The following is a 25,197-nucleotide window of genomic DNA, read 5'->3' as shown; positions in this document are numbered from 1 at the left end:
TCCAGTCTAGGGATGCGCGCGGGCGCGCGCAGGTCTGTTGGGGTGCTGCTCAGTCGGCGAGCTCGGCCGGAACGCCGAACTCGGTGCCGGGAATCCCGCGATCGCTCGCGGACTTGTCGGCCATCGCCAGCAGGCGTCGGATGCGACCGGCCACCGCGTCCTTGGTCATCGGCGGGTCGGCGTGGTGGCCGAGCTCGTCGAGACTGGCATCACGGTGGCTGAGACGCAGCTCGCCGGCGTAGCGCAGGTGGTCGGGAACCTCGTCGCCGAGGATCTCCAGCGCGCGCTCGACCCGGGCGCACGCGGCGACGGCGGCCTGGGCTGAGCGGCGCAGGTTGGCGTCGTCGAAGTTGACGAGGCGGTTGGCGGTGGCGCGCACCTCGCGGCGCTGCCGCAGGGCCTCCCAGTCCGCGAGGGTCTTCTCGGCCCCGATCGCGCGCAGCATGTCGGCGATCGCCTCGGTCTCGCGCACGATCACCCGGTGCACGCCGCGGACCTCGCGCGCCTTGGCGGAGATGCCCAGCCGCCCGGCGGCGCCCACGAGCGCCATGGCCGACTCGTTGCCGGGGCACGAGACCTCGAGGGCGGCGGACCGCCCCGGGTCGGAGAGCGACCCGGCGGCGAGGAAGGCCCCGCGCCAGATCGCCGCGAGCTCCTCGCGAGATCCCGTCGTGAGCCGGTTGGGAAGGCCGCGCACGGGGCGTCGGCGGGCATCCAGCAGACCGGTCTGGCGGGCGAGCGTGTCGCCGCCTTCCATGACGCGCACGAGGTAGCTGTTGGAGCGGCGCGCGTTGCTGCCGGAGATCACCGAGACGTCGCTGCGGATCCCGTACAGCTCGGCCAGGTCCTTGCGGATGCGCCGAGCGATCTGCGGGGAGTCGACCTCGGCCTCGACCGCGATGCGGTTGGAGATGATGTGCAGTCCCCCGGCAAAGCGCAGGAGCGCGGTCAATTCTGCGGCCCGAACGGTTGTCTTACCCAGTTCGACGGCCGTGAGTTCTTCTTTCACGTCGGAGGTCAGTGCCACCGGATGCCCTTCGTCTTCTATTCGCGACCGAGGTCGCGGTGCTTCACGCTGACGGCGACGCCGGGCAGGGCGTTCATGCGTCGAGCGAGCTCTTCAGCGACGGCCACCGAGCGGTGCTTTCCACCGGTGCAGCCGATGGCGATCGTCGCGTGTCTCTTGTTCTCCTTACGGTACCCCGTGAGCACGGGACCCAGCGCGGTCAGATATGCCGTGATGAATGTATCCGCATCGGCCTGACCGAGGACGTAGTTGCGCACCTCGGCGTCCTGGCCGGTGTGCGGACGCAGCTCGGGGATCCAGAACGGGTTCGGCAGGAAGCGGCAGTCGGCGACCAGATCGGCGTCCGGCGGGAGCCCGTACTTGTAGCCGAAGCTCATGACCGTGACGCGGGTCTCCTTGCTGGCGGCGTCGCCGAAGTGGTCGTTGACGACGCGGGAGAGCTCGTGGATGTTGAGGTTCGAGGTGTCGATGATCAGGTCGCTCGCGGCGCGCAGCGCCTGGACGCGTCGGCGCTCCTCGGCGATGCCGTCCAGCAGGGTGCCCTGGCCCTGCAGCGGATGCGGGCGTCGCACCTGCTCGAAGCGGCGGACGAGCACGGCGTCGGTGGCGTCGAGGAACACCACACGCACGGCGGCCGAGCCGCGCAGCAGCTCGAGAGCGGCCTCGACGTCGGCGAAGAGCTTGCCGCCCCGGATGTCGACCACCGCGGCCACGCGCGGGATCGCCTCACCGGTGTGCTCGGCGAGTTCGACGAGCGGGCGCAGCATCTGCGGCGGCAGGTTGTCGACGACGTACCAGCCGAGGTCCTCGAGGGCATTGCCGACGGTGGATCTGCCCGCGCCGGACATGCCGGTGACGAGGAGGATCTCGCGCTCGGCTCGGGTATCGGTCATGCGCTGTGCTGCTTTCCCTTGGGTGGGTTCAGCCTAGCGACGATCGTCTCCGCCAGGGCGGGGCCGATTCCGCGGACCTCCGCGACCTCGGCGGCGGACGCGCCGCGCAGCTTGGACACGGAGCCGAAGTGCGTGAGCAGCTCCTTCACCCGCGCCGGGCCGAGCCCGGGGATCTCGGAGAGCGTCGACGACACGCTCGCCTTGCGCTTCTGCCGCTGGAACGTGATCGCGAAACGGTGCGCCTCGTCGCGCAGCCGCTGCACCAGGAACAGCGCCTCGCTGTTGCGGGGCAGGATGACCGGGAAGTCGCTGCCGGGCTGCCAGAGCTCTTCGAGACGCTTCGCGATGCCGACCACCGGGATGTCGTCGATGCCGAGCTCGTCGAGCACGCGCGCGACGGCCGCGACCTGCGGCTGGCCGCCGTCGACCAGCAGGAGTCCGGGACGGTAGGCGAACCGGCGTCGCGGTGACTCCCCCTCGGTCTCGACGTCGGCCGGGTCGTCATCGAGCCGGGCCAGTCGGCGGCGCATCACCTGGGCGAGCGCGGCGGTGTCGTCCGCATACTCGGCGATCGAGAACTTGCGGTAATCGCTCTTCTTAGGCAGTCCGTCCTCGAACACCACCATGGACGCGACGATGCCGGTGCCGCCCAGGTGCGACACGTCGTAGCACTCGATCCGCAGCGGCGCCTCGGCGAGCCCGAGCGCCTCCGCCAGCTCGTTGAGCGCGGTGGTGCGGGCCACGTAATCGGCACTGCGGCGCGTCTTGTAGAGCGCGAGCGCCTGGCGCGCGTTGAGGGTCGCGGTCTCGAGCACGGCGGCCCGATCGCCGCGCTGCGCGGTGCGCACCGAGACGCGGCCTTTCGCACGTCGCCCGGTGAGCCAGGTCTCCAGGGCGGGCGCGTCGACGGGAAGCGCCGGCACCACGACCTCCTTCGGCGGCTCGTCGCGGTCGTAGGCGCGCTCGAGCACCGACTCGACGAGCTCATCGAGCGGCACATCCAGCTCCTTGTCGACGACCCACGAGCGCACGCCGCGCACCCGGCCGCCGCGGATCATGAACTGCTGCACGGCGGCCGCCAGCTCGTCGTGCTCGATGCCGAAGACGTCGGCGTCGGGGGCGCCGGGCAGCACGACGGCGCTCTTCTCGAGCACGTTGTTGAGCGCGTGGATGCGGTCGCGCAGCACCGCCGCCCGCTCGAAATCGAGCTCGGCCGAGGCGGCCGCCATCTGCTTCTCCAGCTCGGTGATGAAGCGCCGGTCGTGGCTGGACATGAAGGCGATGAACTGGTCGACGATCGCACGGTGCTCGGCGACCGTGACCTTCTGCGAGCAGGGTCCGCCGCACCGGCCGATCTGCCCGGGGAAGCACGAGCGCCCGGTCTGCATGGCGCGCTTGTAGCTGGAGTCCGAGCAGGTGCGGATCGGGAACGCGCGCACCATCTCGTCGATCGTCTCGCGCACCGCCCAGACCTTCGGATACGGACCGAAGTACTTGGCTCCGCGAATCCGGTCGTTGCGGGTCACCATCACGCGCGGCGCCTCATCGGCGAGCGTGATCGCCATGAGCGGGTAGGTCTTGTCGTCGCGGAACTTGATGTTGAACGGCGGCGCGTACTCCTTGATCCAGCTGTACTCCAGCTGGAGCGCCTCGACGTCGCTGCCGACGCTCGTCCACTCCACGGAGCGCGCCGTGAGCACCATGTGCCGGGTGCGCTCGTGAAGGCTCTTGAGCGGCTGGAAGTAGTTCGCCAGGCGTGCGCGGAGGTTGATCGCCTTGCCGACGTAGAGCACCCGACCGCTGCCGTCGCGGAAGCGGTAGACGCCCGGTCCGGTGGGGATGTCGCTCGGCTTGGGCCGCCACGGAAGAGCGTCGGCGCGCGGCGGACGCGAACCCGAGGCTGCCATCATCCGGCCTTCCGGCCACCCGCTCCGCGGTCGGCCTCGAAGAGCTCGCGCAGGAACAGCCCGGTGTGGCTCTCGGCGACGGTCGCGAGGTGCTCGGGCGTGCCGACGGCGAGCACCTCGCCGCCTCCCGCCCCGCCCTCGGGGCCGAGGTCGATCAGCCAGTCGGCGCTCTTGATGACGTCGAGGTTGTGCTCGATGACGATGACCGTGTTGCCCTTCTCGACGAGACCGTCGAGCACGAGCAGCAGCTTGCGCACATCCTCGAAGTGCAGCCCGGTCGTCGGCTCGTCGAGCACGTAGACGCTGCGCCCGTTGGAGCGCTTCTGCAGCTCGGTCGCGAGCTTCACGCGCTGCGCCTCGCCGCCGGAGAGCGTCGTCGCGCTCTGCCCGAGTCGCACGTAGCCGAGGCCGACGTCGACGAGCGTCTTGAGGTAGCGGTGGATCGCGGTGATCGGCTCGAAGAACTCGGCCGCCTCGCTGATCGGCATCTCGAGCACCTCGGCGATGTTCTTGCCCTTGTAGTGCACCTGCAGGGTGTCGCGGTTGTAGCGCGCCCCCTCGCACACCTCGCACGCCACGTAGACGTCGGGCAGGAAGTTCATCTCGATCTTGATGGTGCCGTCGCCGGAGCAGTTCTCGCAGCGCCCGCCCTTGACGTTGAAGCTGAAGCGCCCCTGCTGGTAGCCGCGGGCCTTCGCCTCGATCGTCTCGGCGAACAGCGCGCGGATGCGGTCGAACACGCCCGTGTAGGTGGCGGGGTTGGAGCGCGGGGTGCGCCCGATCGGCGCCTGGTCGACGTGGACGACCTTGTCGAGCTGATCGAGTCCCAGCACGCGCTTGTGCTTGCCGGGCACCTGCTTGGCGCCGTTGAGCTGGTTGGCGAGCACCTTGTAGAGGATGTCGTTGACCAGGCTGGACTTGCCGGAGCCCGAGACGCCGGTGACGGCGACGAACACGCCGAGCGGGAACTCGACGGTGACGTCCTTGAGGTTGTTCGCGCGGGCGCCTTCGACCGTGATGACCCGCTTCGGGTCGACGGTGCGGCGCTCGTCGGGGATCGCGATGGAACGGCGCCCGGCGACGTAGTCGCCCGTGATCGAGCGCCGGTTGGCGAGCAGCTCGTCGTAGCCGCCCGAATGCACGACCTCTCCGCCGTGCTCCCCCGCGCCGGGCCCGATGTCGACGATCCAGTCGGCGGTGCGGATCGTGTCCTCGTCGTGCTCGACGACGATGAGGGTGTTGCCGAGGTTCTTCAGCTTGACGAGGGTGTCGATCAGCCGACGGTTGTCGCGCTGGTGCAGGCCGATGCTCGGCTCGTCGAGCACGTAGAGCACGCCCGTGAGGCCGGAGCCGATCTGCGTGGCCAGGCGGATGCGCTGCGCCTCTCCGCCGGACAGGCTGCCGGCCGAGCGCGCCATCGTGAGATAGCCGAGTCCGACCTCGAGCAGGAACTCGAGGCGCACACGGATCTCGCGCAGCACCTGCGCCGCGATCCGCGCCTCGCGCTCGGTGAGCTCGAGCTCCGCCATGAACTCGTAGGACTCGCGCAGGCTGAGCTCGGCGACGTCGGAGATGCTGCTGCCCGCGACCTGCACCGCGAGGATCTCGGGCTTCAGGCGCTTGCCGTGGCAGACCGGGCACGGGATCTCGCGCAGGTACTCGCCGTAGCGCTGCTGCGACCAGTCGGACTCGGCCTCGTGGTACTTGCGCTCGATGTACGGCATGACGCCCTCGAAGCCCGTGGAGTACTTCATGGTGCGCCCGAAGCGGTTGCGCCACTGCACCGAGACCTCGAAGTCGTTGCCGCGCAGGATCGCGGTCTGCACCTCCTCGCTCAGCTCGCCCCACGGGGTGTCGAGCGAGAAGTCGAGGTCGCGCGCGAGACCTTGGAGCAGACGCTGGAAGTAGCTGTAGAGGCCCTTGCCGCCCTGGTTCCAGGGCAGGATGACGCCCTCGTTGAGTGTGAGCTCGGGGTCGCCGATGAGCAGCTCCGAGTCGACGCTCATCTTGGTGCCGAGGCCCGAGCACTCCGGGCAGGCTCCGAACGGGGCGTTGAACGAGAAGGTGCGCGGTTCGATCTCGGTGAGCTGGATCGGGTGCTGGTTCGGGCAGGACAGCTTCTCGCTGAAGGTGCGGATGCCTCCCGCGCCCTCGACGTCGACGAAGTCGATCATGACGATGCCGTCGGTCAGGCGGAGCGCCGTCTCGAGCGAATCGGTCAGACGCGTGAGCAGCTCGTCGGAGGCCACGAGCCGGTCGACGACGACCGAGATGTCGTGCTTGTAGGACTTCTTGAGCGTCGGCGGTTCGGTGAGCTGGATCAGGTCGCCGTCGACGACGGCGCGCGAGTACCCGCTGGCGGCCAGCTCGGCGAAGAGGTCGACGAACTCGCCCTTCTTCTGGCTGACGACCGGCGCCAGCACCTGGTAGCGCGTCCCGGTCTCGAGCTCCATCAGCTGGTCGGCGATCTGCTGAACCGTCTGCCGCTGGATGCGCTCACCGCACTCGGGGCAGTGCGGGATGCCGATGCGCGCCCAGAGCAGGCGCATGTAGTCGTAGATCTCGGTGATCGTGCCGACCGTGGAGCGCGGGTTGCGGTTGGTGGACTTCTGGTCGATCGAGACGGCGGGGCTGAGGCCTTCGATGAAGTCGACGTCGGGACGATCGACCTGGCCGAGGAACTGGCGGGCGTAGGAGGAGAGGGATTCGACGTAGCGGCGCTGGCCCTCGGCGAAGATCGTGTCGAAGGCGAGGCTCGACTTGCCGGAGCCGGAGAGCCCGGTGAACACGACGAGCGAATCGCGCGGGATCTCCAGGTCGACGTTCTTCAGGTTGTGGACACGCGCTCCCCGCACACTCAGAACGGAGTTCTGGGACGCTTTTCCGGGCACGGCAGAGATCGACACCCCGTGAGTCTACGGAGCGCCGCCGTCATCCCGCTCGTCGGAGGGTGACGCCCCGAGCGAACGACGGAGCTCGAGAGCGCCCACCTCGGCGGCGAGGCGGGCGATCGCGTCCGGGTCGTCGGAGAACTCGGCGCCGAGCAGCCGACGGCCGAGGGTCGCGGCGACCCGCGGGTTCTCGCGCTGGTAGTCGGCCAGGAGTCGGCGGCGCTCGTCGAGGTCGAGCTCACGCACCTCGGGGACGAAGCGTTCGCGCCCCGTGTCGACCAGCCGCGGCGGGTGCGCGAGCGCGTTGAGGTACCAGTCGCTGGAGCGCCCCCAGCCGGCGACGACCCAGTACCGTCCGCGCTCCCGGTCGCCGCGGGCCACCTCGATGACCGTGCGCCGCACGAGGCCCGACGTGCGTCCGATCGTCTCCAGCAGCAGCAAACGACCGCCGAAGATCCAGCCGAGTCGCGCGCGGAAGACCAGGATCGGGGCCTTCGGCAGCGCGCGAACCAGCGCACCCTGCGGCCCGGCGCTCATCGGACGTGGCCCGCGGCCTCCATCTGCCGCAGCTCCTTCTTGAGGTCGCCGAGTTCGTCGCGCAGCCGCGCCGCGAGCTCGAACTTGAGCTCGGCTGCCGCCTGCAGCATCTGGTCGTTGAGGTCCGAGATGATCGACTCCAGCTCGGCGGCTCCCGCCGCCCCGACGCCCTCGCGTCGCAGGTTCGGGGTCGGTGAGCGCTTCTTGCCGCCGCGCTCCGCGAGCAGCTTCGCCGTGTCGGCGCCCTCCCGCGCGAGCACCTCGGTGATATCGGCGATCTTCTTGCGCAGCGGCTGCGGATCGATGCCGTGCTCGAGGTTGTAGGCGACCTGCTTCTCGCGGCGGCGGTCGGTCTCCTCAAGGGCCTGCTTCATCGAGTCGGTGAGGTTGTCGGCGTACATGTGCACCTGGCCGCCCACGTTGCGGGCCGCGCGGCCGATGGTCTGGATCAGCGACGTCGAGGAGCGCAGGAAGCCCTCCTTGTCGGCGTCGAGGATCGCGACCAGCGAGACCTCGGGCAGGTCGAGCCCTTCCCGCAGCAGATTGATGCCGACGAGCACGTCGTAGACGCCGGCTCGCAGCTCGGTGAGCAGCTCCACCCGGCGCAGCGTGTCGACGTCGGAGTGCAGATAGCGCACGCGCACCCCGTGCTCGTCGAGGAAGGCCGTGAGCTCTTCGGCCATCTTCTTCGTCAGCGTCGTGACGAGCACGCGCTCGTCGCGGTCGGCCCGAACCCGGATCTCCTCGAGCAGATCGTCGATCTGGCCGGCGCTCGGCTTGACGACGATCTGCGGATCGACGAGACCGGTCGGGCGGATGATCTGCTCGACGATTCCGTCGGATACGCCGAGCTCGTAGCGGCCGGGGGTGGCCGAGAGGTACACCTTCTGGCCGACCCGGTTGAGGAACTCCTCCCAGCGCAGCGGGCGGTTGTCGAGCGCGCTCGGCAGCCGGAATCCGTGCTCGACCAGGGTGCGCTTGCGGCTCGCGTCGCCCTCGTACATGGCGCCGATCTGCGGCACCGTCTGGTGCGACTCGTCGATCACCACCAGGAAGTCGTCGGGGAAGTAGTCGAGAAGGGTGTTCGGCGGCTCGCCCGGCGAGCGGCCGTCGATGTGCCGCGAGTAGTTCTCGATGCCGTTGCAGAAGCCGATCTGCTCCATCATCTCGAGGTCGAAGCTGGTGCGCATGCGCAGCCGCTGCGCCTCGAGCAGCTTGCCCTGCTTCTCGAACTCGGCCAGTCTCTCGGCGAGCTCTTCGCGGATCGTGACGATCGCGCGCTGCATCGCCTCGGAACTCGCCGCGTAGTGGGTCGCCGGGAAGACGGACACCGCATCCATCTTCTGGAGCACCTCGCCGGTGAGCGGATGCAGCGAGTAGAGCGCCTCGATCTCGTCGCCGAACATCTCGATGCGCACCGCGTGCTCCTCGTACACGGGGATGATCTCGATCGTGTCGCCGCGGACGCGGAACTTGCCGCGACTGAAGTCGATGTCGTTGCGCTCGTACTGCATGTTGATGAAGCGCCGCACGAGGCGATCGCGCGAGATGTGCTCGCCCACCTGCAGCGCGGTCATCGCGCCCAGGTACTCCTCGGCGGCGCCGAGGCCGTAGATGCAGGAGACCGTCGAGACCACGACGACGTCGCGCCGGCTCAGCAGCGAGTTCGTCGTGGAGTGGCGCAGCCGCTCGACCTCGGCGTTGACCGACGAGTCCTTCTCGATGAAGGTGTCGGACTGCGGGACGTAGGCCTCGGGCTGGTAGTAGTCGTAATAGCTGACGAAGTACTCGACCGCGTTGTTCGGCATGAGCTCGCGGAACTCGTTGGCCAGCTGGGCGGCGAGCGTCTTGTTGTGCGCGAGCACCAGCGTCGGCCGCTGCAGCTTCTCGACGAGCCACGCCGTCGTCGCCGACTTACCCGTGCCGGTGGCGCCGAGCAGCACGATGTCGCTTTCGCCCGCCGTGACGCGATGGGCGAGTTCGGCGATCGCGGCCGGCTGGTCGCCGCTCGGCTGATACTCGCTGACGACCTCGAAAGGCCGGACGGCACGGGTCGGCTCCATAGCCTCCAGCCTAGGGTCCCCCGCCGACAGTCGCCGGGTCAGCGGGCGTAGGCCTGACGCAGATGCGCGATCAGCCGCTCCCGGGCCGGGTGCGTGCTTCCGCGCCGCCACACCAGTCGGACCCGAATGGGCTCGGCGTCCTCGATCGGGAGGAAGACGACACCCGGGCGCGGCTGGTGATGCGCCGTCGCGACCGAGGTGATTCCGATGATCCGGCCCTCCGCGATCTGGTCGAGCCACTCGTCAATGTCCTCGGTCATCGCGAGCTCGGGGGTGCGCTGCTCCCCCGCGTCGAGCCACAGCTGCGGTGTCGTGGTGCCGGTCTGCGCGTCGACCCCGACGACGTAGGGCACGGCGTCGCGAAGCGAGATGGATCCGCGATCGGCCAGGGGGTGGTCGATCGCGACCGCGCACTGGCGGGCTTCGCGCCCGAGAACCGCGCTGTCGAAGGTCGGCTCGGCGACATGGTGGCGCACCACGGCGAAGTCGGTGCGACCAGACGACAGGCCGACGTCGCGTGAGGCCGCGTGCACCATCCGCAGCGGCGTGGCGGGATACTCGCGATTCCAGCCGCGCAGCACCGATGTCGTGTGGGCGCCGAGGGCGGCCCAGGCGTACCCGAGTCGAATGTCGCGCGGGTCGCCGCGAACGTGGGCGACGGCGCGATCCAGCTCGTCGAGCGCCCGGCGGGCCGCCGTCACGATCTCGTCGCCCGCGCTCGTGACCTCGACGCTGCGGGTGGTGCGCGCGACGAGCGCCGCGCCGATCTCGCTCTCGAGGGCCGCGACGGACCGAGACACCGAGGCCTGCGAGACTCCGCGCACCGAGGCGGCCGCGGTGAACGAGAGCTCGTCGGCGACCGCCACGAGATCGCGCAGCTGCCGCACCGTCAGTTTCATACGCTGAGTGTATCGATCAAGCGTGATTGCATTTCTCAATTGCATAATCCGGATCTAGCGTGAGCCCATGAACCGAGAGCGAATCGCCCCCGTCGCGAGCGTCGCGGGTTCGATCTCGGTGCAGACCGGAGCGGCGCTCGGCGCCACGCTCTTCCCGCTGATCGGGCCGCTCGGCGTCGTGGCCGTTCGCCAGGCGGTCGCTGCTGCCGCCCTCCTCACCATCGCGCGGCCCCGCTGGTCCGGCTTGACCCGGCGGCAGCTCGTCCCGGCCGCGCTCCTCGGCGTCGTGCTCGTGGTCATGAACCTGTCGCTGTACTCGGCGGTGGAGCGCATCGGGCTCGGGCTCGCGGTGACCCTCGAGTTCCTCGGCCCGCTCGCCGTCGCGCTCGCGTCGTCGCGGCGCAAGGTCGACGGCGTGCTGGCGTTCGTCGCCGGGCTCGGGGTCGTGCTGCTGACCGGAAGCGTCCCCGGAATCGACCTCGCTGGGGTTCTGCTCGGACTCGTCGCCGCGGTCGCGTGGGCCGCCTACATCCTGCTGAACCAGCGGGTCGGCGTGCGGCTCCCGGGGGTGCAGGGCACCGCCCTGGCGAGCGCGGTCGCCGCGATCATCACCGCACCCGTCCTGATCGGCGCGCTCGCGCGTGTGCCCGGCGAGCAGCTGCTCATGATCGTCGCCATCGGAGCGGTCGTCGGGGTGCTGTCCTCAGCGGTGCCGTATTCGATCGATCTGATGGTGCTTCGGGTGCTGCGACGCGAGACCTTCGCGATCCTGCAGAGCGTCCACCCCGCCGCCGGGGCGGTGGCCGGGCTGATCGTGCTCGGTCAGGTTCTGACGAGCGCGCTGCTCGGGATCGCGCTCATCTCAGGGAGCAACATCGTCGCCATCGTGCTCGGCAGGAGATCGATCGCTCCCGCCGCTCGCCTCGCCGCCGGCGCGTGACTGCAGCGACTCCCACAGCGCGTCGACCTGGGCCCGCGTGTCGGCGAGGGTGCCGTTCGCGTCGATCACCACATCGGCGATCGCGAGGCGCTCCGCGTCGCTCGCCTGCGAGTTGATCCGATGCCGCGCCTCCTCGCGCGTCATGCCCCGCAGCTCGACGAGGCGCTGGATGCGCGTCTCGGTGTCGGCCTGCACGACCACGACCAGACCGAACTCGCCGAGGCGTTTGCCGCTCTCGACCAGCAGGGGCACGTCGTAGACGACGATCGTGTTCGGGTCCTCCGCCGCGGCGGCCCGGAAGCGCGCCTGCGACAGCTCGGCCACCGCCGGATGGGTGATCGCGTTCAGCTCGAGCCGCTTGTCGGGGTCCTGGAAGACGATCTCCCCCAGCGCCGCCCGATCGAGCGTCCCATCGGACGAGACCAGATGCGAGCCGAATGTCTCGGCGATCCGAGCTAGCGCCGGTTCGCCCGGCGCGACGACGTCGCGCGCCAGCTGGTCGGCATCGACGACCCGAGCGCCCAGCTCCCCCAGTCGCGCCGCGACGACGGACTTGCCCGAGGCGATCCCCCCGGTCACGGCGACGAGCAGCATTCGGCCATGCTAGCCCTCCTCGCCGCGCGCGCGACCGGGTGCTAGCCTCACCGCATGCTCGAGTTCCTGACCGGAACAGGCCTCGCCGCCGCCGCCGGCCTCAACGCCTACATCCCGATGCTGGTGCTGGGGCTGTCGAGTCGCCTCTTCGACGTCGTCAATCTGCCCGCCGGCTGGGCGTGGCTCGAGAACGAGTGGGTGCTCGGGATTCTCGCGGTGCTCCTGCTGCTGGAGATCGTGGCGGACAAGATCCCCGCCGTCGACACGATCAACGACTGGCTCCAGACGATCGTGCGTCCCGCGGCCGGCGGAATCGTGTTCGGCTCGGGCACCGCCGCCGAGACGGCGGTCGTCACCGATCCGGCGGAGTTCTTCGCCAGCAACCAGTGGGTTCCGGTCGTCGTCGGCATCGTGCTGGCGCTCACCGTCCACGCCGGCAAGATGGCGGCGCGCCCGATCGCGAACGCCGCCACCGCGGGGGCCGCCGCCCCGGTGCTCAGCACCGTCGAGGACCTGTCGAGCCTGCTGCTCAGCGCCGTCGCCATCGTGATTCCGGTGCTCGTGATCGCCGGTCTTGCCAGCCTGGTTGTGGGCCTCGTGCTGCTGCGTCGTCGGATGCGGCGTCGCGCGGCGCGCCGCACGGCGGCCGAGAGCGCATCCGCTCCGCCGATCCCCCCGCACCGCAGCGCTTAAACGACCAGCGGGCCGGACGCCCGAAGGCATCCGACCCGCTGAGAGCGTGAACTAGTTGCTGCTCGACAGCTTCTCGCGAAGCGCGGCCAGCGACTCGTCGTCGGCCAGGGTGCCAGCCGAGCTGGAGTCGCTCGAGAACGCACCCGACGCCGAACCGGACGACGCCGCACGCGGCGCGCTCTCGGCGGCTGCGTCGGCAGCCTCGGCGGCGAGGATCTGCGCCTTGTGGGCCTCCCACCGCGCCTGAGCGGCCGCGTATTCGGCCTCCCATGCCTCGCGCTGGGTGTCGAAGCCCTCGAGCCACTCGCCGCTGGTCGCGTCGAAGCCCTCGGGGAACTTGTAGTTGCCCTGCTCGTCGTACTCGGTGACCATGCCGTAGAGCGCGGCCAGACCGGAGTCGAACTCGGCGCTGTTCGGGTCGATGCCCTCGTTGGCCTGCTTGAGGCTCAGCGAGATGCGGCGACGGTCGAGATCGATGTCGATGACCTTGACGAAGACGTCCTCGCCGACCGACACGACCTGCTCAGCGAGCTCGACGTGCTTGCCGCTGAGCTCCGAGATGTGCACGAGGCCCTCGATGCCGTCCGCGACGCGGACGAAGGCACCGAACGGAACGAGCTTGGTGACCTTGCCCGGTGCGATCTGGCCGATCGCGTGGGTCCGGGCGAACACCTGCCACGGGTCCTCCTGCGTCGCCTTGAGCGAGAGCGACACGCGCTCGCGGTCCAGGTCGACCTCGAGGATCTCGACGGTGACCTCCTGGCCCACCTCGACGACCTCGCTGGCGTGCTCGATGTGCTTCCACGAGAGCTCGGAGACGTGCACGAGGCCGTCCACGCCTCCCAGGTCGACGAACGCGCCGAAGTTGACGATCGAGGACACGACGCCCTTGCGGACCTGGCCCTTCTGGAGGTTGTTGAGGAAGGTCGAACGCGACTCGCTCTGCGTCTGCTCGAGCAGCGCGCGGCGGCTCAGCACGACGTTGTTGCGGTTCTTGTCGAGCTCGAGGATCTTCGCCTCGATCTCCTGGCCGAGGTACGGCGTGAGGTCGCGCACGCGGCGAAGCTCGATGAGCGAGGCCGGGAGGAAGCCGCGGAGGCCGATGTCGACGATGAGGCCACCCTTGACGACCTCGATGACCTGACCGGTCACGACGCCATCGGTGTCCTTGATCTTCTCGACGTCGCCCCACGCACGCTCGTACTGAGCGCGCTTCTTGGAGAGGATGAGGCGGCCTTCCTTGTCCTCCTTCTGGAGAACGAGGGCCTCGACGCTGTCGCCGACGTTGACGACCTCGCTGGGGTCGACGTCGTGCTTGATCGAAAGCTCGCGGGAGGGGATGACACCCTCAGTCTTGTAGCCGACGTCGAGGAGAACCTCGTCGCGGTCGATCTTGACGACGGTGCCTTCGATGAGGTCTCCGTCGTTGAAGAACTTCAGGGTCTTTTCGACCGCGGCCAGGAAGTCTTCAGCAGATCCGATGTCGTTGATGGCGACCTGCTTGGGGGCCGTGGCGGTCGTTGCGGTGGTCATGTAGTAGATGCTCCGAATGGGGACAAAATAGGGCCTGAGACGGGTGATGCAGGTTGTGGTCGCCGCAGGCATGCGGACAGAACGTTGCGAAAGCAACACTCGAGTCTAGCGATTCTTGGCCCTCGAGTCCACGACCTCGCGCAGCGCGCCCTCCAGCTCGGGGTATTCGAAGGAGAAAGCCGCCTCCTGCAGCCGTCCCGGGATGACCCAGCGGCTCTTGAGAACCAGCTCGGTCTCGGTGCGGATCAGCCACGCGCCCGGTTCGAGCATCCAGCGGCGCATCGGGAGCCCGACGGGAACGCCGAGGACGCGGCGCAGCGTCGCCATGAAGGTGCGGTCGTCCACCGGGTTCGGCGACGAGAGGTTGATCGGTCCGGTGAGGCCCGGGTTCGCCTCGAGAAAGCGGATCGCGCCGGCGACGTCGGCGAGGTGCACCCAGGAGAAGCGCTGCCGCCCGCCCCGTGTCGCGAAACGATGCTCGGTGCCGAGCTCGCGTCGACGACGGCTCGAGAACCAGGGCCCGTCGTGGTGCGCGCCGCCGAGCCCCAGCCGGGCGAGCCGGATCAGCGGCGTCAGCACGCCGCCATCGCCGAGCACGATCGCCGTGCGCAGCGCCACGCGGCGGGTTGCCGGCAGCGAGAGCTCGAAGAAGGCAGCCTCCCACGCCGTCGCGACGTCCACCGAGAACCCGGTGCCGATGTCGCCGGTCGTCTCGTCCTGCGGGCGGTCATCGGCATGGCGGTAGATCGTCGCGGTCGAAGAGTTCACCCAGAGTGGGGGCGGAGACGATGCCGCGGCGATCGCCTCGCCCAGAGCGCGTGTGGTGTCGACGCGGGAGTCCACGATCTCGGCACGGTTGCGCGCGGTGTAGCGGCAGTTGACGGAGCGCCCGGCCAGGTTGACCACCAGCGCTGCCCCGTCGACGGCCGATCGGATCCCGGCCGAGTCCGACCACGGCACGTCACTCCGCACGCCGCGGCCGATCGTGAGGACCCGATCGCCCGAGGTGCGGAACTGCTCGACCAGGTGCCGCCCCATGAAGCCGGACGCCCCGGCCACGACGACGGTGCGGGTCACGACAGCAGTGCCGACCGCAGGGTGTCGAGGCCGACGCCGCCGAGGTCGAGCGCCTGCTTGTGGAAGTCCTTGAACGAGAAGGCGTCCCCGGCGCGGCGCTGCGCGCTCGACCGGATCTCCTCCCAGATCCGCTGGCCCACCTTGTACGACGGCGCCTGTCCGGGCCAGCCGAGGTAGCGGTTCACCTCGAAGCGCACGAAGGCGTCGTTCATGTTGACGTTCTGGCGCATGAAGTCGAGCGCGTAGTCGTGATCCCAGACGCCCGAGCCGTCGAGGCGGGGCTTGCCGAGGTGGACGCCGATGTCGAGCACGACGCGCGCGGCGCGCATCCGCTGGCCGTCGAGCATGCCGAGCCGGTCGGCCGGGTCGTCGAGGTAGCCGAGCTCCTCCATCAGGCGCTCCGCGTAGAGCGCCCAGCCCTCGGCGTGGCCGCTCGTGCCGGCGAGCTGACGCCGCCAGGTGTTGAGGGTGCCGCGGTTGTAGGTCGCCTGCCCGATCTGCAGGTGGTGCCCGGGAATGCCCTCGTGGTAGACGGTGGTGAGCTCGCGCCAGGTGTCGAACTCGGTGACGCCCTCGGGCACGCTCCACCACATCCGTCCGGGGCGCGAGAAGTCGTCGCTCGGGCCGGTGTAGTAGATGCCGCCCTCCTGCGTCGGGGCGATCATGCACTCGAGACGACGGATCGCGTCGGGGATGTCGAAGTGCGTCTTCGCCAGGTCGGCGACCGCGCGGTCCGAGGTCTCCTGCATCCACTCCTGCAGCGCCTTCGTGCCGTGCAGCTTGCGGGAGGGGTCCGCTTCCAGGGCCGCGATCGCCTCCTCGACGGAGGCGCCGGGGAGGATCTCGCCCGCGGTGCGGGTCTGCTCGTTGATCATGCGCTGGAGTTCGCCGATGCCCCACTCGTAGGTTTCGTCGAGGTCGATCTCGGCGCCCAGGAAGGAGCGCGAGTGCAGCGCGTACATGTCGCGGCCGACGCCGTCCTGCTCCCCAGCGCTCGGGGCCAGCTCCTTCTCGAGGAAGTCGGCGAGCTCGCCGTAGGCGGCGGAAGCGGCGGCGGCGCCGGAGCGCAGCCCCTCGCGGAGCGCCGCGGGCAGCTCGGCCCCGCCCTCGGCGGCGGCGCTGTCGGCGAAGTCGCCGAAGAATCCGGCCGGGTTGGCGTGCTTGCGCGCCTGCTTGGCCACCTCGGCGACCTGGCGGCGCGCGGGCGCGATGCCCCGGGAGATCCCCTCGCGCAGGGTCTCGATGTAGCCGCGGACCGCGCCGGGCACGTTCGACATGCGCTCGGCGATGCGCTCCCAGTTGTCGTCGGTCGCGGTCGGCATCAGGTCGAAGGAGTCGCGGATGCCTTGGGCGGGCGAGGCGATGACGTTCAGGTCGCGGAGGTGCAGGCCGAGCTCGGCGCTCTCGAGCTCGAGGTTCAGCTGCGCCAGCAGATCGGTCTTCGTCACCTCGTCGACCGCGTCGACGGGCGCCTCCGCGGTCAGCTTGGCCGCGGCGGCGCGGGCGGCGGCGGTGCGCGCCTCGTGGCCCGCGGGCGAGAGGTCGCCGTACTCGCCGGTGCGGCCCTCGACGCCGATCCAGATGGCGTAGTCGGGGTCGAGGTCGACGAGCGTGGTCACCCATTCCTCGGCGATCGCGTCGATCGCGCTGGGCGTGCGGACAGGAGGAGTCGAAGCTTCCGTCATGTTCCCAGCGTAGTTCGCCGGGGGCCGAAATCAGTGCGCGGCGGCGTCCCAGTTCGGGCCGGTGCCGAGCTGCACGTCGAGCGGCACCTTGAGCTCCGCCGCCGTCGACATCCGCTCGGTGACGATCTTCGTCATCGTGTCGAGCTCACCCGCGCCGACCTCGAAGACCAGTTCATCGTGCACCTGCAGCAGCATGCGCGAGGCGAGGTTCTGCTCGCGGATGTCGGCGTCGATCCGGAGCATCGCGCGCTTGATGATGTCGGCCGCCGAGCCCTGGATCGGCGAGTTGAGCGCCTGGCGCTCCGCGTTGTCGCGCAGCACGCGATTCGAGGAGGACAGCTCGGGGAACGGCCGGCGACGGCCGAAGATCGTGGTGGTGTACCCGTCGATGCGGGCCTGCTCGACCACGCCGCGGAGGTAGTCGCGCACGCCGCCGAACCGGGCGAAGTAGTCGGTCATCAGCGCCTTCGCCTCGGACTGCTCGATGCGCAGCTGCTTGCTGAGACCGAACGCGGAGAGACCGTAGGCGAGGCCGTAGGACATCGCCTTCACCTTGGTGCGCATCGTCGGCGTCACCTCGGATGGGTCGACGCCGAAGACCCGCGAGCCGACGAAGCGATGCAGATCCTCCCCCGACTGGAACGCCTCGATGAGGCCCTCGTCGTCGGAGAGGTGGGCCATGATGCGCATCTCGATCTGCGAGTAGTCGGCGGTGAGCAGCGTCTCGAAGCCCGCCCCCGATTGGAACGCGGCGCGCACCTCGCGGCCCACCTCGGTCTTGATCGGGATGTTCTGCAGGTTGGGGTCGTTCGAGCTGATCCGGCCGGTCGCCGAGCCGGTCTGCTCGTAGGTGGTGTGGATGCGCTCGTCGTCGCCGATGCTCTTCTCGAGGGTCTCGACGATCTGGCGGATCTTCGTGGCGTCGCGGTGCTGCAGCACCAGCTCCAGGAACGGATGCGGGTGCTGATCCTGCAGATCGGCGAGGGCCGCGGCGTCGGTGGAGAACCCGGTCTTGGTGGCGCGGGTCTTCGGCATGCCGAGCTGGTCGAAGAGCACCTCCTGCAGCTGCTTGGGCGAACCGAGGTTGACCTCGCGATCGATGGTCTTGAAGGCCGCCGCCTCCACCTCGGCCGCGCGCGCGGCGAGCCGCGCGTTCAGGCCGGCGAGCAGCTCGCGCGAGACGGTGATGCCCTGGCGCTCCATGCGCACCAGCACGGCGATGAGCGGCAGCTCGATGTCGACGAGGACCTCGCGGGAGCCGTCGTCGAGCTGGCCGGAGAGCTCGTCGGCGAGCCGGCGTACGTACCAGGCCTCCGTCGCCGGGCTCAGCGGCTCCGTCTCCGGAACGAGCTGGTGCGGATCGGGCTCGGGCAGCGTCTCGCCGAGCTGCGCGTAGACCAGGCTCGCCAGGCTCTCGAACTTCGAGGAGGGCTTGAGCAGCCACGAGCCGAGGGTGACGTCGAAGGCGATGCCGTTCAGCTCGAGGCCCGCCTCGGCCATCGCGGTGACCTGGCCCTTGCCGTCGTAGACGTGCTTGGGCGCGGCGCTCGCCAGCCACTCCTCGAGCGCGACATAGTCGGGGCGCCCGGGAGCCCAGGGCACCCACGCCGAGTCGGTGCCGCTCGCGATGCCGAAGCCGGTGATCTCACCGTCGAAGGTGGAGACCCGCAGTCCGAGCGGCTCGGTGCCCTTCTTCGAGGCGTCGTCGAGCCACTTGGCGAGCTCCTCATCGACCATGGTGCGAATCGCGGGCACCGCGCTGGTGTCGGAGGCCGGGGCCGCCTCCCCCGCGTCGGTGATGCCTTCCAGCTTGAACACCCGATCGAGCAGGGTGCGGAACTGCAGACGGCCGAACACCTCGCGGATGGCGGCCGCATCCGGCTCGCCGCGCACCAGATCGGCCGGGCCGAGCGGCAGCTCGATGTCGGGCAGCAGGCGGTTGAGCTTGCGGTTGCGCACGACGCGATCCATCTGATCGCGCAGGTTCTGGCCGACGACGCCGGTGATCTCCTCGGCATGGGCCATGATCTCGTCGAGCGAGCCGTACTTCTGGATCCACTTCACCGCGGTCTTCTCGCCGACCTTGTCGACGCCGACCAGGTTGTCGCTGGTCTCGCCGACGAGCGCCGCGATCTCGGGGTACTGGTGCGGTTCGATGCCGTAGCGCTCGCGCACCGCCGCGGGGTCGTAGACCTTCAGCTCGGAGACGCCGCGGACGTTCGGGTAGAGCAGGGTGACCTCGTCGTTGACGAGCTGGATCGTGTCGCGGTCGCCCGAGACGACGAAGACCTGGAAGCCGTCAGCGCTGCCGCGCGCGGCGAGCGTGGCGAGGATGTCGTCGGCCTCGTAGTCCTCCTTGCTGAGCGTCTGGATGCCCATGGCCGCCAGCGCCTCCTCCAGCAGCGGGATCTGGCCCTTGAACTCGGGCGGCGTCTCGGCGCGGGTGCCCTTGTACTCGGGGTACTCCCGGGTGCGGAACGAGAACCGGGAGATGTCGAAGGCGACCGCCAGGTGGGTCGGCTTGTAGGTCTGCAGCAGGTTCAGCAGCATCGAGATGAAGCCGTGGATGGCGTTCGTGTGCTGGCCGTCGCGCGTGACGAAACTGTCGACGGGAAGCGCGTAGAACGCGCGGAAGGCCAAGGAATGGCCATCGATGATCAGAAGGGTAGGCTTTTCGACGCTGTCCGGCACGGAGTCAGCCTAGTCGCGGCTCCCGACACCTCGAGGAACGGAAGTTCATGACGAAGCTGCCCGCCGATCTGGATCCCGAACTCGTCGAACGGCTCACCGGCACCGGCGGCGGCGCCCTCGCTCAGAAGATGGACATCGAGTTCCTGGAGCTGTCGGCCGAGTACTCGGTCGCTACGATGCCCGTCGCGGGCAACACCCAGGTGGTGGGGCTGCTCCACGGCGGCGCGCACGTGGTGCTCGGCGAGTCGCTCGGCTCGATCTCCTCGGCCATCCACGCCGGTCCCGGCCGTTACGCGGTCGGCATCGAGATCAACGCGACGCATTCGCGCTCGGTCACCGAAGGTCTGGTCACCGGCACCTGCCGTGCGCTCGTGCTCGGGCGCACGCTCTGCACGCACGAGATCGTGATGACCGACGAGCAGGGTCGTCGGCTCTCCACGGTGCGGATGACCAACTTCCTCCGCGACCGGTAGGCGCTACTTCTTCGCGGAGAGCTGCTCGATGATCGCCTGGGCGACATCGTGCATGGTCAGGCGACGATCCATCGAGGCCTTCTGGATCCAGCGGAACGCGTCCGGCTCGCTGAGGCCCATCTTCTCGTTGAGCAGCCCCTTGGCGCGGTCGACGAGCTTGCGGGTCTCGAAGCGCTCGACCATGTCGGCGACCTCGGCCTCGAGCGCGACGATCTGCTGGTAGCGGCTCAGCGCGATCTCGATCGCGGGCAGCAGGTCGCTCGGGGTGAACGGCTTGACGACGTAGGCGAGAGCGCCCGCCTCGCTGGCGCGCTCGACGAGCTCCTTCTGGCTGAACGCGGTCAGCAGGACGACGGGCGCGATGTGGTTCTTGGAGAGCCGCTCAGCGGCCGAGATGCCGTCGAGCTGGGGCATCTTGACGTCCATGACGACCAGATCGGGCTTGAGCTCGGTGGCAAGCGCCACGGCGGTCTCGCCGTCGCCGGCTTCACCGACGACCTCGAAGCCGTTGTCCCGGAGGATCTCGACGATGTCGAGCCGAATGAGCGACTCATCCTCGGCGACGACAACGCGTCGCGGAGCGGTGGTGGTGGTTTCCTGCGGGTCTGTCACCCGATCAGCCTACGGTATCGTTTGGCATGCTGTGCTTCGCCGTGGGCGGGCCGCACAGGCCGGATTGGCGGAATGGCAGACGCGACCGACTCAAAATCGGTTGTCCGTGAGGACGTGTGGGTTCAAGTCCCACATCCGGCACCGCACTCGCCGTCGCACCGGCCGCCCGCTCTCCCGGTGCCCCGGTCACACGCGTCCGACGTCGAGCCGCGCCGGGTCGAGCACCTCGCGCTCAACCAGGCGCTGTCGCACCGCCTCGAACTGCTCGAATGAGCGGGCCGACACCTCGTCGGCGACCACGACGATCGCGCGCGGCGCGCGGGTGACGTCCACGTCGCGTGCGGGCGCGCGGAGCCCCAGAGCGCGGCGGCTGTCGCTCAGCTTGTCGAAGTGACAGGTCTGGGCGATCGCCTCGGCGGGCGGCGCGCTCGTCAGCAGCGTCAGGTCGATGACGGACTGCGCGGCGGCGAGCCGCAGCTCCGGGGCCCGGGCGCGGTACACGCGCAGCACGCCGAGCTGGCCGTCCTCGTCGAGCACGACAGCGTCCGGAGTGGCCGAGAAGAACGGCGCGCCGCCGGAGACCGGCGCGGGGACGAGCGCGTCGCGGACCGCGCCCACGATCGCGGTGTCGTCCAGGCGCGCACGCAGTCGCGGGGCGTACTCCTGCGTGACGACGGCATGTCGGGACAGAGCGTCGGCACCGAACCGCGCGCGCTCGTCAGCGCGTTCGCGCGCGGACTCCACGAACGCCGCCATGTGCGGCATCAGCGTCGACGCGCTCACCGCCGGGTGCCAGCGGTCCTGCAGCCACGCTGCCGCGTCCTGGGTGAACGGCCGGGCCGCCGTCAGCCGGAAGCGCTGCGGCTCCCAGGTCAGATCGAGCAGACGAACGGTGCCGCTGCGCACCCGGGCGCGGTGGATGCCGGCCACGGCATCGGACCAGAGGTGCAGATCGAGCCTCCCGTCCGATGCGCGCACGACCGAGGTGAGGAGGGCGAACGCTCCGGCGTCCCGGAACTCGTCGACGAAAGCGTCGATGGGGGCACGCAGCCACGCGCCGACCTCGGCGGTCGCATTCGGAGCTTCGTTCGTCACCACCTCAGCATGGCCGACCCCGCGCGCGCTCGCGAAACCCGCCGCCCTGCGCGCCGCCTCACCGCGCCCCCTCACGGCGCCGACGCAACACGCTCGTAACACCGCGCGGGCATACTGGCGGCGTCACTTGGTGTTCTTGGAGCCTCGAGAGTTCGAGCCACGACAGGAAGACGGGAAGTGCGCAGCCGGTCCCGGCTGCTCTCGACCGATATCCCGTGAAGGACTCTCCTCATGACCTTTGTTGTTCCCGCCATCGACATCTCCGCCTACGTCGACCCGAAGCCCGGCGCGGAGGGGGCCGAGGCTCGCGCGCGCGTGGCTCGCGAGTTCGACACCGCCTGCCGCGAGGTCGGGTTCGTGCAGGTGCACGGCCACGGCATCGCCCGCGACGTGATCGACGGCCTCGCCTCCGCCTCCGACGACTTCTTCCTCGGCCTCGACGCGGAGCAGAAGAAGGAGTTCGTGACTCCGCGCGGGGTGAACCGGGGCTACTCTCCCCCGAAGTCGGAGGCGACGAGCCTCAGCCTCGGAGTCGAGCCTGCGAACAAGATGAACGACTTCTTCGAAGCCTTCAACGTCGGGCTGACCGTCGCGGACTACGACGACCCGGACCTGCTGGAAGAGCAGTACCAGGCGAACGTCTGGCCCGAGATCGCCGGCTTCCGCACCCGCATCGAGAGCTACATGCACGAAGCGCGCCGGGTCGCCGAGCTCCTCGTCGACATCAGCTCCGACGCGCTCGGACTCCCCGCGGGATTCTTCGCGCCGATGTTCGACAAGGCCACCGGCACGATGCGGATGAACAACTACGCTCTGACCCCCGGCATGAACGTCACGCTCGACGGCGAGCTGCGCGGCATGGGCGAGCACACCGACTTCGGCGTGATCACCGTGCTGTGGGCCGACCGGGTGAAGGGCCTGCAGGTCCTGGGCACGGACGGCGGCTGGTACGACGTCCAGCCCGACGAGGGGGCGCTGCTCGTGAACCTCGGCGACGTGACGACCCGCTGGACCAATGAGCACTGGATGTCGACGCTGCACCGCGTGAAGCCTCCCGTCATCGACGGCACCATCCAGCGTCGCCGCAGCGTCGCCTACTTCCACGGCTGCAACTGGGACACCACGGTCGCCCCGCTGCCCTCGCTCATGGCGGACGGCGAGGAGCCGCTCTACGCGCCCGTGTCGGTCACTGAGCACACGCGTGCGAAGCTCGCCGGCACGCGGGCGGGCGTGCTCAACCGGAACGCGGAGCGCGAGAGCGAGCGCGTTCTCAAGTCGCAGTAGCGCACGGCGTGCGCGTCGCGGTCGGCACCCGGTCGCGGCGCGCACCTACGGTGCGGAGTGCATCCAGACGATCTTCTCGCCGTCGCCCTCGATGTGGGCGACGATCGCGACCTTCTCCCCCGTGGACAGCGTCGCGACGCACTCGAACTCGGCGTCGGCGGTCTGCTCGGTGAGGTCGGGGCATTCGACGAACTCGACCGCGACCTCATCGGCTTCGGCGATGCTCGCGGCCAGCAGATCCTGGACGTCGAGCACGTAGGAGCTCTGCGCGGAGCTGGCGTCGGCCAGCGTCTCGAGCGCGCCGCTGCTCCAGGCCACCGTCGCGCTGCCCACCAAGGCGAGCAGGATGCCCGCCGCGACCGCCGTGATCGCCCACGGACGGCGACGACGGACCTCGGGCATGCGCTCGCGCGGCGGGAGCGCCGCGTGCGGCGCGATGCGCGGGATCTCGGCGGTGCGCGTCGCCTCGGCGACTTCGGCCATCCGGCGGAAGTGGTCCTCCGGCACACGGTCCGCGGCCGCCGGCGCTTCAGCCGCGGTCTCGACGGCCAACGATGGCTCCACCTTCGGCGCCGGCGGGGCGCCCTCCTGCGAATGCTCGGTCCACGCCGAGCCATCCCACCAGCGTGAGAACCCGGGTCTCCAGGGGTCCGGATACCAGCCGGGCGCCGAGTGGCCAGCTGTCATCCGATTCATGTCTCTTCCTGGTGGCCGAGTGCGTCGCCTCTACCTTGCCGGAGACGACGCACTCGGTCGAGTGGATCTTCGCGAGGGTTGCTCAGTCGGCGTGGGCGCCACTCTGCCAGGCCGGGGCCGCGGCGTTGACCGCGTCGCCCACGACGTGCACGCGCAGGTCGTTCGTCGACCCGGCGATTCCGGGAGGGGATCCGGAGATCACCACGACCTTGTCGCCGACCTCGGCCAGCCCGCGCGCGATCAGCGTCTCATCGACCTGGCGGTACATGGCGTCGGTGTGGTTGACCCGCTCGACGAGGAACGACTCGATGCCCCAGGTCAGGTTCATGCGGCGGCGGATCGCGTCGTCGGGCGTGAACGCCTTCATCGGGATGCGGAAGCGCAGACGCGACATGCGACGCGCCGAGTCACCGGACTCGGTGAAGACGCACACGTACTTCGCGTCGACGAAGTCGGCGACCTCGGCGGCGGCGAGGGTGATGGCGCCACCCTGCGTGCGCGGCTTGGTGCCGAGCTCGGGGATGCGCTCCAGACCGTGCTCCTCCGTGGAGGCGACGATGCGGGCCATCGTCGAGACGGTCACGACGGGGTACTCCCCCACGCTGGTCTCACCCGAGAGCATGACCGCGTCGGCGCCGTCGAGGATCGCGTTCGCGACGTCGGAGGTCTCGGCGCGGGTCGGCACCGGGCTCGAGATCATCGACTCGAGCATCTGCGTGGCCACGATGACCGGCTTCGCCATGCGGCGGCAGAGCTCGACGGCGCGCTTCTGCACGATCGGGACGGCCTCGAGCGGCAGCTCCACACCCAGGTCGCCACGGGCGACCATGATGCCGTCGAAGGCGTCGATGATCTCCTCGAGGTTCTCGACCGCCTGCGGCTTCTCGATCTTCGCGATCACCGGCACGCGGCGGCCCTTCTCGGCCATGATCTCGTGGACGCGGGTCACGTCGGCGGCGTTGCGCACGAAGGACAGCGCGATGTAGTCGGCGCCGAGGTCCAGGCCCCAGCGCAGGTCCGCCTCGTCCTTCTCGGAGAGCGCGGGCACGTTGACCGCGACGCCGGGGAGGTTGATGCCCTTGTTGTTGGAGACGGGGCCGGCCACGATGACCTCGGTGCGCACGCGCGTGCCGTCGGTGTCGAGCACCTGGACCTTGACCTTGCCGTCGTCGATCAGGAGGAAGTCGCCGGGGGCGACGTCGTCCGGAAGGCCCTTGAACGTGGTGCCGACGAGCTCCTTGGTGCCCGGGACGTCCTCGGTCGTGATGGTGAAGATGTCACCGACCTCGAGCATGTGCGGGCCGTTCTCGAACTTGCCGAGACGGATCTTGGGCCCCTGGAGGTCGACGAGCACGGCGACCGGCGCATCGAGATCCGCGGCCGCCTTGCGGACGTTCGCGTAGACCTCGTTGTGCACGTCGTAGCTGCCGTGGCTGAGGTTCATGCGGGCGACGTTGACGCCGGCCTCGATGATGGCGCGGATGTTTTCGTAGCTCGACGTCGCGGGCCCTAGGGTGGCGACGATCTTGGCGCGTCTCATGACTTCCTTCGAATTGGTGGTGGTGGTGGGAGTCGAAGTCCCGCAGGGCGTTCGTGCGCCCTCCGGG

The 25,197-nt window shown here is 69.6% G+C and carries 20 protein-coding genes and 1 tRNA gene; 5 read left to right on the top strand and 16 right to left on the bottom strand.

Features of this window, described 5'->3' with window-relative positions; translation table 11 throughout:
• Positions 1-49: 49 nt before the first annotated feature.
• Genes whiA through AC0L6Y_RS06035 form a run of 7 tightly spaced genes read right to left on the bottom strand, consistent with a single transcriptional unit; the run spans position 50 to position 10,217 of the window.
• A complete protein-coding gene (gene whiA, locus AC0L6Y_RS06065; protein ID WP_473557837.1) occupies positions 50-1,027 on the bottom strand; it encodes a DNA-binding protein WhiA in 978 nt (325 codons plus the stop codon).
• A gap of 17 nt (positions 1,028-1,044) precedes the next feature.
• The gene (gene rapZ / locus AC0L6Y_RS06060; RefSeq protein WP_473557831.1) at positions 1,045-1,920 is read right to left on the bottom strand and encodes an RNase adapter RapZ; all 876 of its coding nucleotides are present in this window, start codon (positions 1,918-1,920) and stop codon (positions 1,045-1,047) included.
• Positions 1,917-3,830, bottom strand: coding sequence for an excinuclease ABC subunit UvrC (gene uvrC, locus AC0L6Y_RS06055; RefSeq protein ID WP_473557825.1), 1,914 nt, complete (start codon positions 3,828-3,830; stop codon positions 1,917-1,919). The genes rapZ and uvrC overlap by 4 nt, the downstream gene beginning before the upstream one ends.
• The gene (uvrA, locus tag AC0L6Y_RS06050; RefSeq protein WP_473557818.1) at positions 3,827-6,733 is read right to left on the bottom strand and encodes an excinuclease ABC subunit UvrA; all 2,907 of its coding nucleotides are present in this window, start codon (positions 6,731-6,733) and stop codon (positions 3,827-3,829) included. Before uvrA ends, uvrC begins: the two co-directional genes overlap by 4 nt.
• 9 nt (positions 6,734-6,742) lie before the next feature.
• A complete protein-coding gene (locus tag AC0L6Y_RS06045) occupies positions 6,743-7,255 on the bottom strand; it encodes a nitroreductase family deazaflavin-dependent oxidoreductase (protein ID WP_473557812.1) in 513 nt (170 codons plus the stop codon).
• Positions 7,252-9,318: an excinuclease ABC subunit UvrB gene (uvrB, locus tag AC0L6Y_RS06040; RefSeq protein ID WP_473557805.1), complete on the bottom strand. Its 2,067-nt coding sequence runs from the start codon at positions 9,316-9,318 to the stop codon at positions 7,252-7,254. The genes AC0L6Y_RS06045 and uvrB overlap by 4 nt, the downstream gene beginning before the upstream one ends.
• 38 nt (positions 9,319-9,356) lie before the next feature.
• On the bottom strand, positions 9,357-10,217 hold the full coding sequence (locus AC0L6Y_RS06035) for a LysR family transcriptional regulator (RefSeq protein WP_473557799.1): 861 nt from the start codon (positions 10,215-10,217) through the stop codon (positions 9,357-9,359).
• Positions 10,218-10,284: 67 nt separating this feature from the next.
• Between AC0L6Y_RS06035 and AC0L6Y_RS06030 the strand changes: the two genes are divergently transcribed.
• The gene (locus AC0L6Y_RS06030) at positions 10,285-11,157 is read left to right on the top strand and encodes an EamA family transporter (RefSeq protein ID WP_473557793.1); all 873 of its coding nucleotides are present in this window, start codon (positions 10,285-10,287) and stop codon (positions 11,155-11,157) included.
• Here the strand turns inward: AC0L6Y_RS06030 and coaE are convergent.
• Positions 11,080-11,751, bottom strand: coding sequence for a dephospho-CoA kinase (gene coaE, locus AC0L6Y_RS06025; RefSeq protein WP_473557787.1), 672 nt, complete (start codon positions 11,749-11,751; stop codon positions 11,080-11,082). The genes AC0L6Y_RS06030 and coaE overlap by 78 nt on opposite strands.
• Positions 11,752-11,805: 54 nt before the next feature.
• On the opposite strand from coaE, the gene AC0L6Y_RS06020 reads away from it, so the two are divergent.
• The gene (locus tag AC0L6Y_RS06020) at positions 11,806-12,444 is read left to right on the top strand and encodes a DUF4126 domain-containing protein (RefSeq protein ID WP_473557785.1); all 639 of its coding nucleotides are present in this window, start codon (positions 11,806-11,808) and stop codon (positions 12,442-12,444) included.
• A gap of 51 nt (positions 12,445-12,495) precedes the next feature.
• Here the strand turns inward: AC0L6Y_RS06020 and rpsA are convergent, their stop codons facing one another.
• From rpsA to polA, 4 genes are all read right to left on the bottom strand, one after another.
• Positions 12,496-13,977, bottom strand: coding sequence for a 30S ribosomal protein S1 (gene rpsA, locus AC0L6Y_RS06015; protein ID WP_473557781.1), 1,482 nt, complete (start codon positions 13,975-13,977; stop codon positions 12,496-12,498).
• A 105-nt stretch (positions 13,978-14,082) separates the two neighbouring features.
• The gene (locus AC0L6Y_RS06010; protein WP_473557775.1) at positions 14,083-15,054 is read right to left on the bottom strand and encodes an epimerase; all 972 of its coding nucleotides are present in this window, start codon (positions 15,052-15,054) and stop codon (positions 14,083-14,085) included.
• On the bottom strand, positions 15,051-16,739 hold the full coding sequence (locus AC0L6Y_RS06005; RefSeq protein ID WP_473557767.1) for a DUF885 domain-containing protein: 1,689 nt from the start codon (positions 16,737-16,739) through the stop codon (positions 15,051-15,053). The genes AC0L6Y_RS06010 and AC0L6Y_RS06005 overlap by 4 nt, the downstream gene beginning before the upstream one ends.
• 30 nt (positions 16,740-16,769) lie before the next feature.
• Positions 16,770-19,430: a DNA polymerase I gene (polA, locus tag AC0L6Y_RS06000; protein WP_473557761.1), complete on the bottom strand. Its 2,661-nt coding sequence runs from the start codon at positions 19,428-19,430 to the stop codon at positions 16,770-16,772.
• 47 nt (positions 19,431-19,477) lie between these two features.
• Between polA and AC0L6Y_RS05995 the strand changes: the two genes are divergently transcribed.
• Complete coding sequence (locus AC0L6Y_RS05995) at positions 19,478-19,903, top strand: hotdog fold thioesterase (RefSeq protein WP_473557755.1); 426 nt, start codon at positions 19,478-19,480, stop codon at positions 19,901-19,903.
• Positions 19,904-19,906: 3 nt separating this feature from the next.
• Here AC0L6Y_RS05995 and AC0L6Y_RS05990 read toward each other — a convergent pair whose 3' ends face one another.
• Positions 19,907-20,515, bottom strand: a complete 609-nt coding sequence (locus AC0L6Y_RS05990) for an ANTAR domain-containing response regulator (RefSeq protein WP_473557748.1) — start codon at positions 20,513-20,515, stop codon at positions 19,907-19,909.
• A 58-nt stretch (positions 20,516-20,573) separates the two neighbouring features.
• Between AC0L6Y_RS05990 and AC0L6Y_RS05985 the strand changes: the two genes are divergently transcribed.
• Positions 20,574-20,656, top strand: a tRNA-Leu gene (locus tag AC0L6Y_RS05985).
• A gap of 45 nt (positions 20,657-20,701) precedes the next feature.
• On the opposite strand, the gene AC0L6Y_RS05980 is transcribed toward AC0L6Y_RS05985, so the two are convergent.
• Positions 20,702-21,610, bottom strand: coding sequence for a hypothetical protein (locus tag AC0L6Y_RS05980; RefSeq protein WP_473557742.1), 909 nt, complete (start codon positions 21,608-21,610; stop codon positions 20,702-20,704).
• 231 nt (positions 21,611-21,841) lie between these two features.
• Here AC0L6Y_RS05980 and AC0L6Y_RS05975 point away from each other — a divergent pair, with 231 nt between their 5' ends.
• Entirely contained in the window at positions 21,842-22,894 is a 1,053-nt protein-coding gene (locus AC0L6Y_RS05975; RefSeq protein WP_473557736.1) for an isopenicillin N synthase family dioxygenase, read from the top strand.
• Positions 22,895-22,939: 45 nt separating this feature from the next.
• On the opposite strand, the gene AC0L6Y_RS05970 is transcribed toward AC0L6Y_RS05975, so the two are convergent.
• Complete coding sequence (locus AC0L6Y_RS05970) at positions 22,940-23,590, bottom strand: DUF2510 domain-containing protein (RefSeq protein ID WP_473557731.1); 651 nt, start codon at positions 23,588-23,590, stop codon at positions 22,940-22,942.
• Positions 23,591-23,672: 82 nt separating this feature from the next.
• Positions 23,673-25,130, bottom strand: coding sequence for a pyruvate kinase (pyk, locus tag AC0L6Y_RS05965; protein ID WP_473557725.1), 1,458 nt, complete (start codon positions 25,128-25,130; stop codon positions 23,673-23,675).
• Positions 25,131-25,197: the final 67 nt, after the last annotated feature.

The sequence above is a fragment of the Pseudolysinimonas sp. 10J20-29 genome, assembly GCF_055809595.1.
The sequence above is the reverse complement of the archived record's forward strand: the minus strand, read 5'-3'. Positions and strand labels throughout refer to the sequence as shown.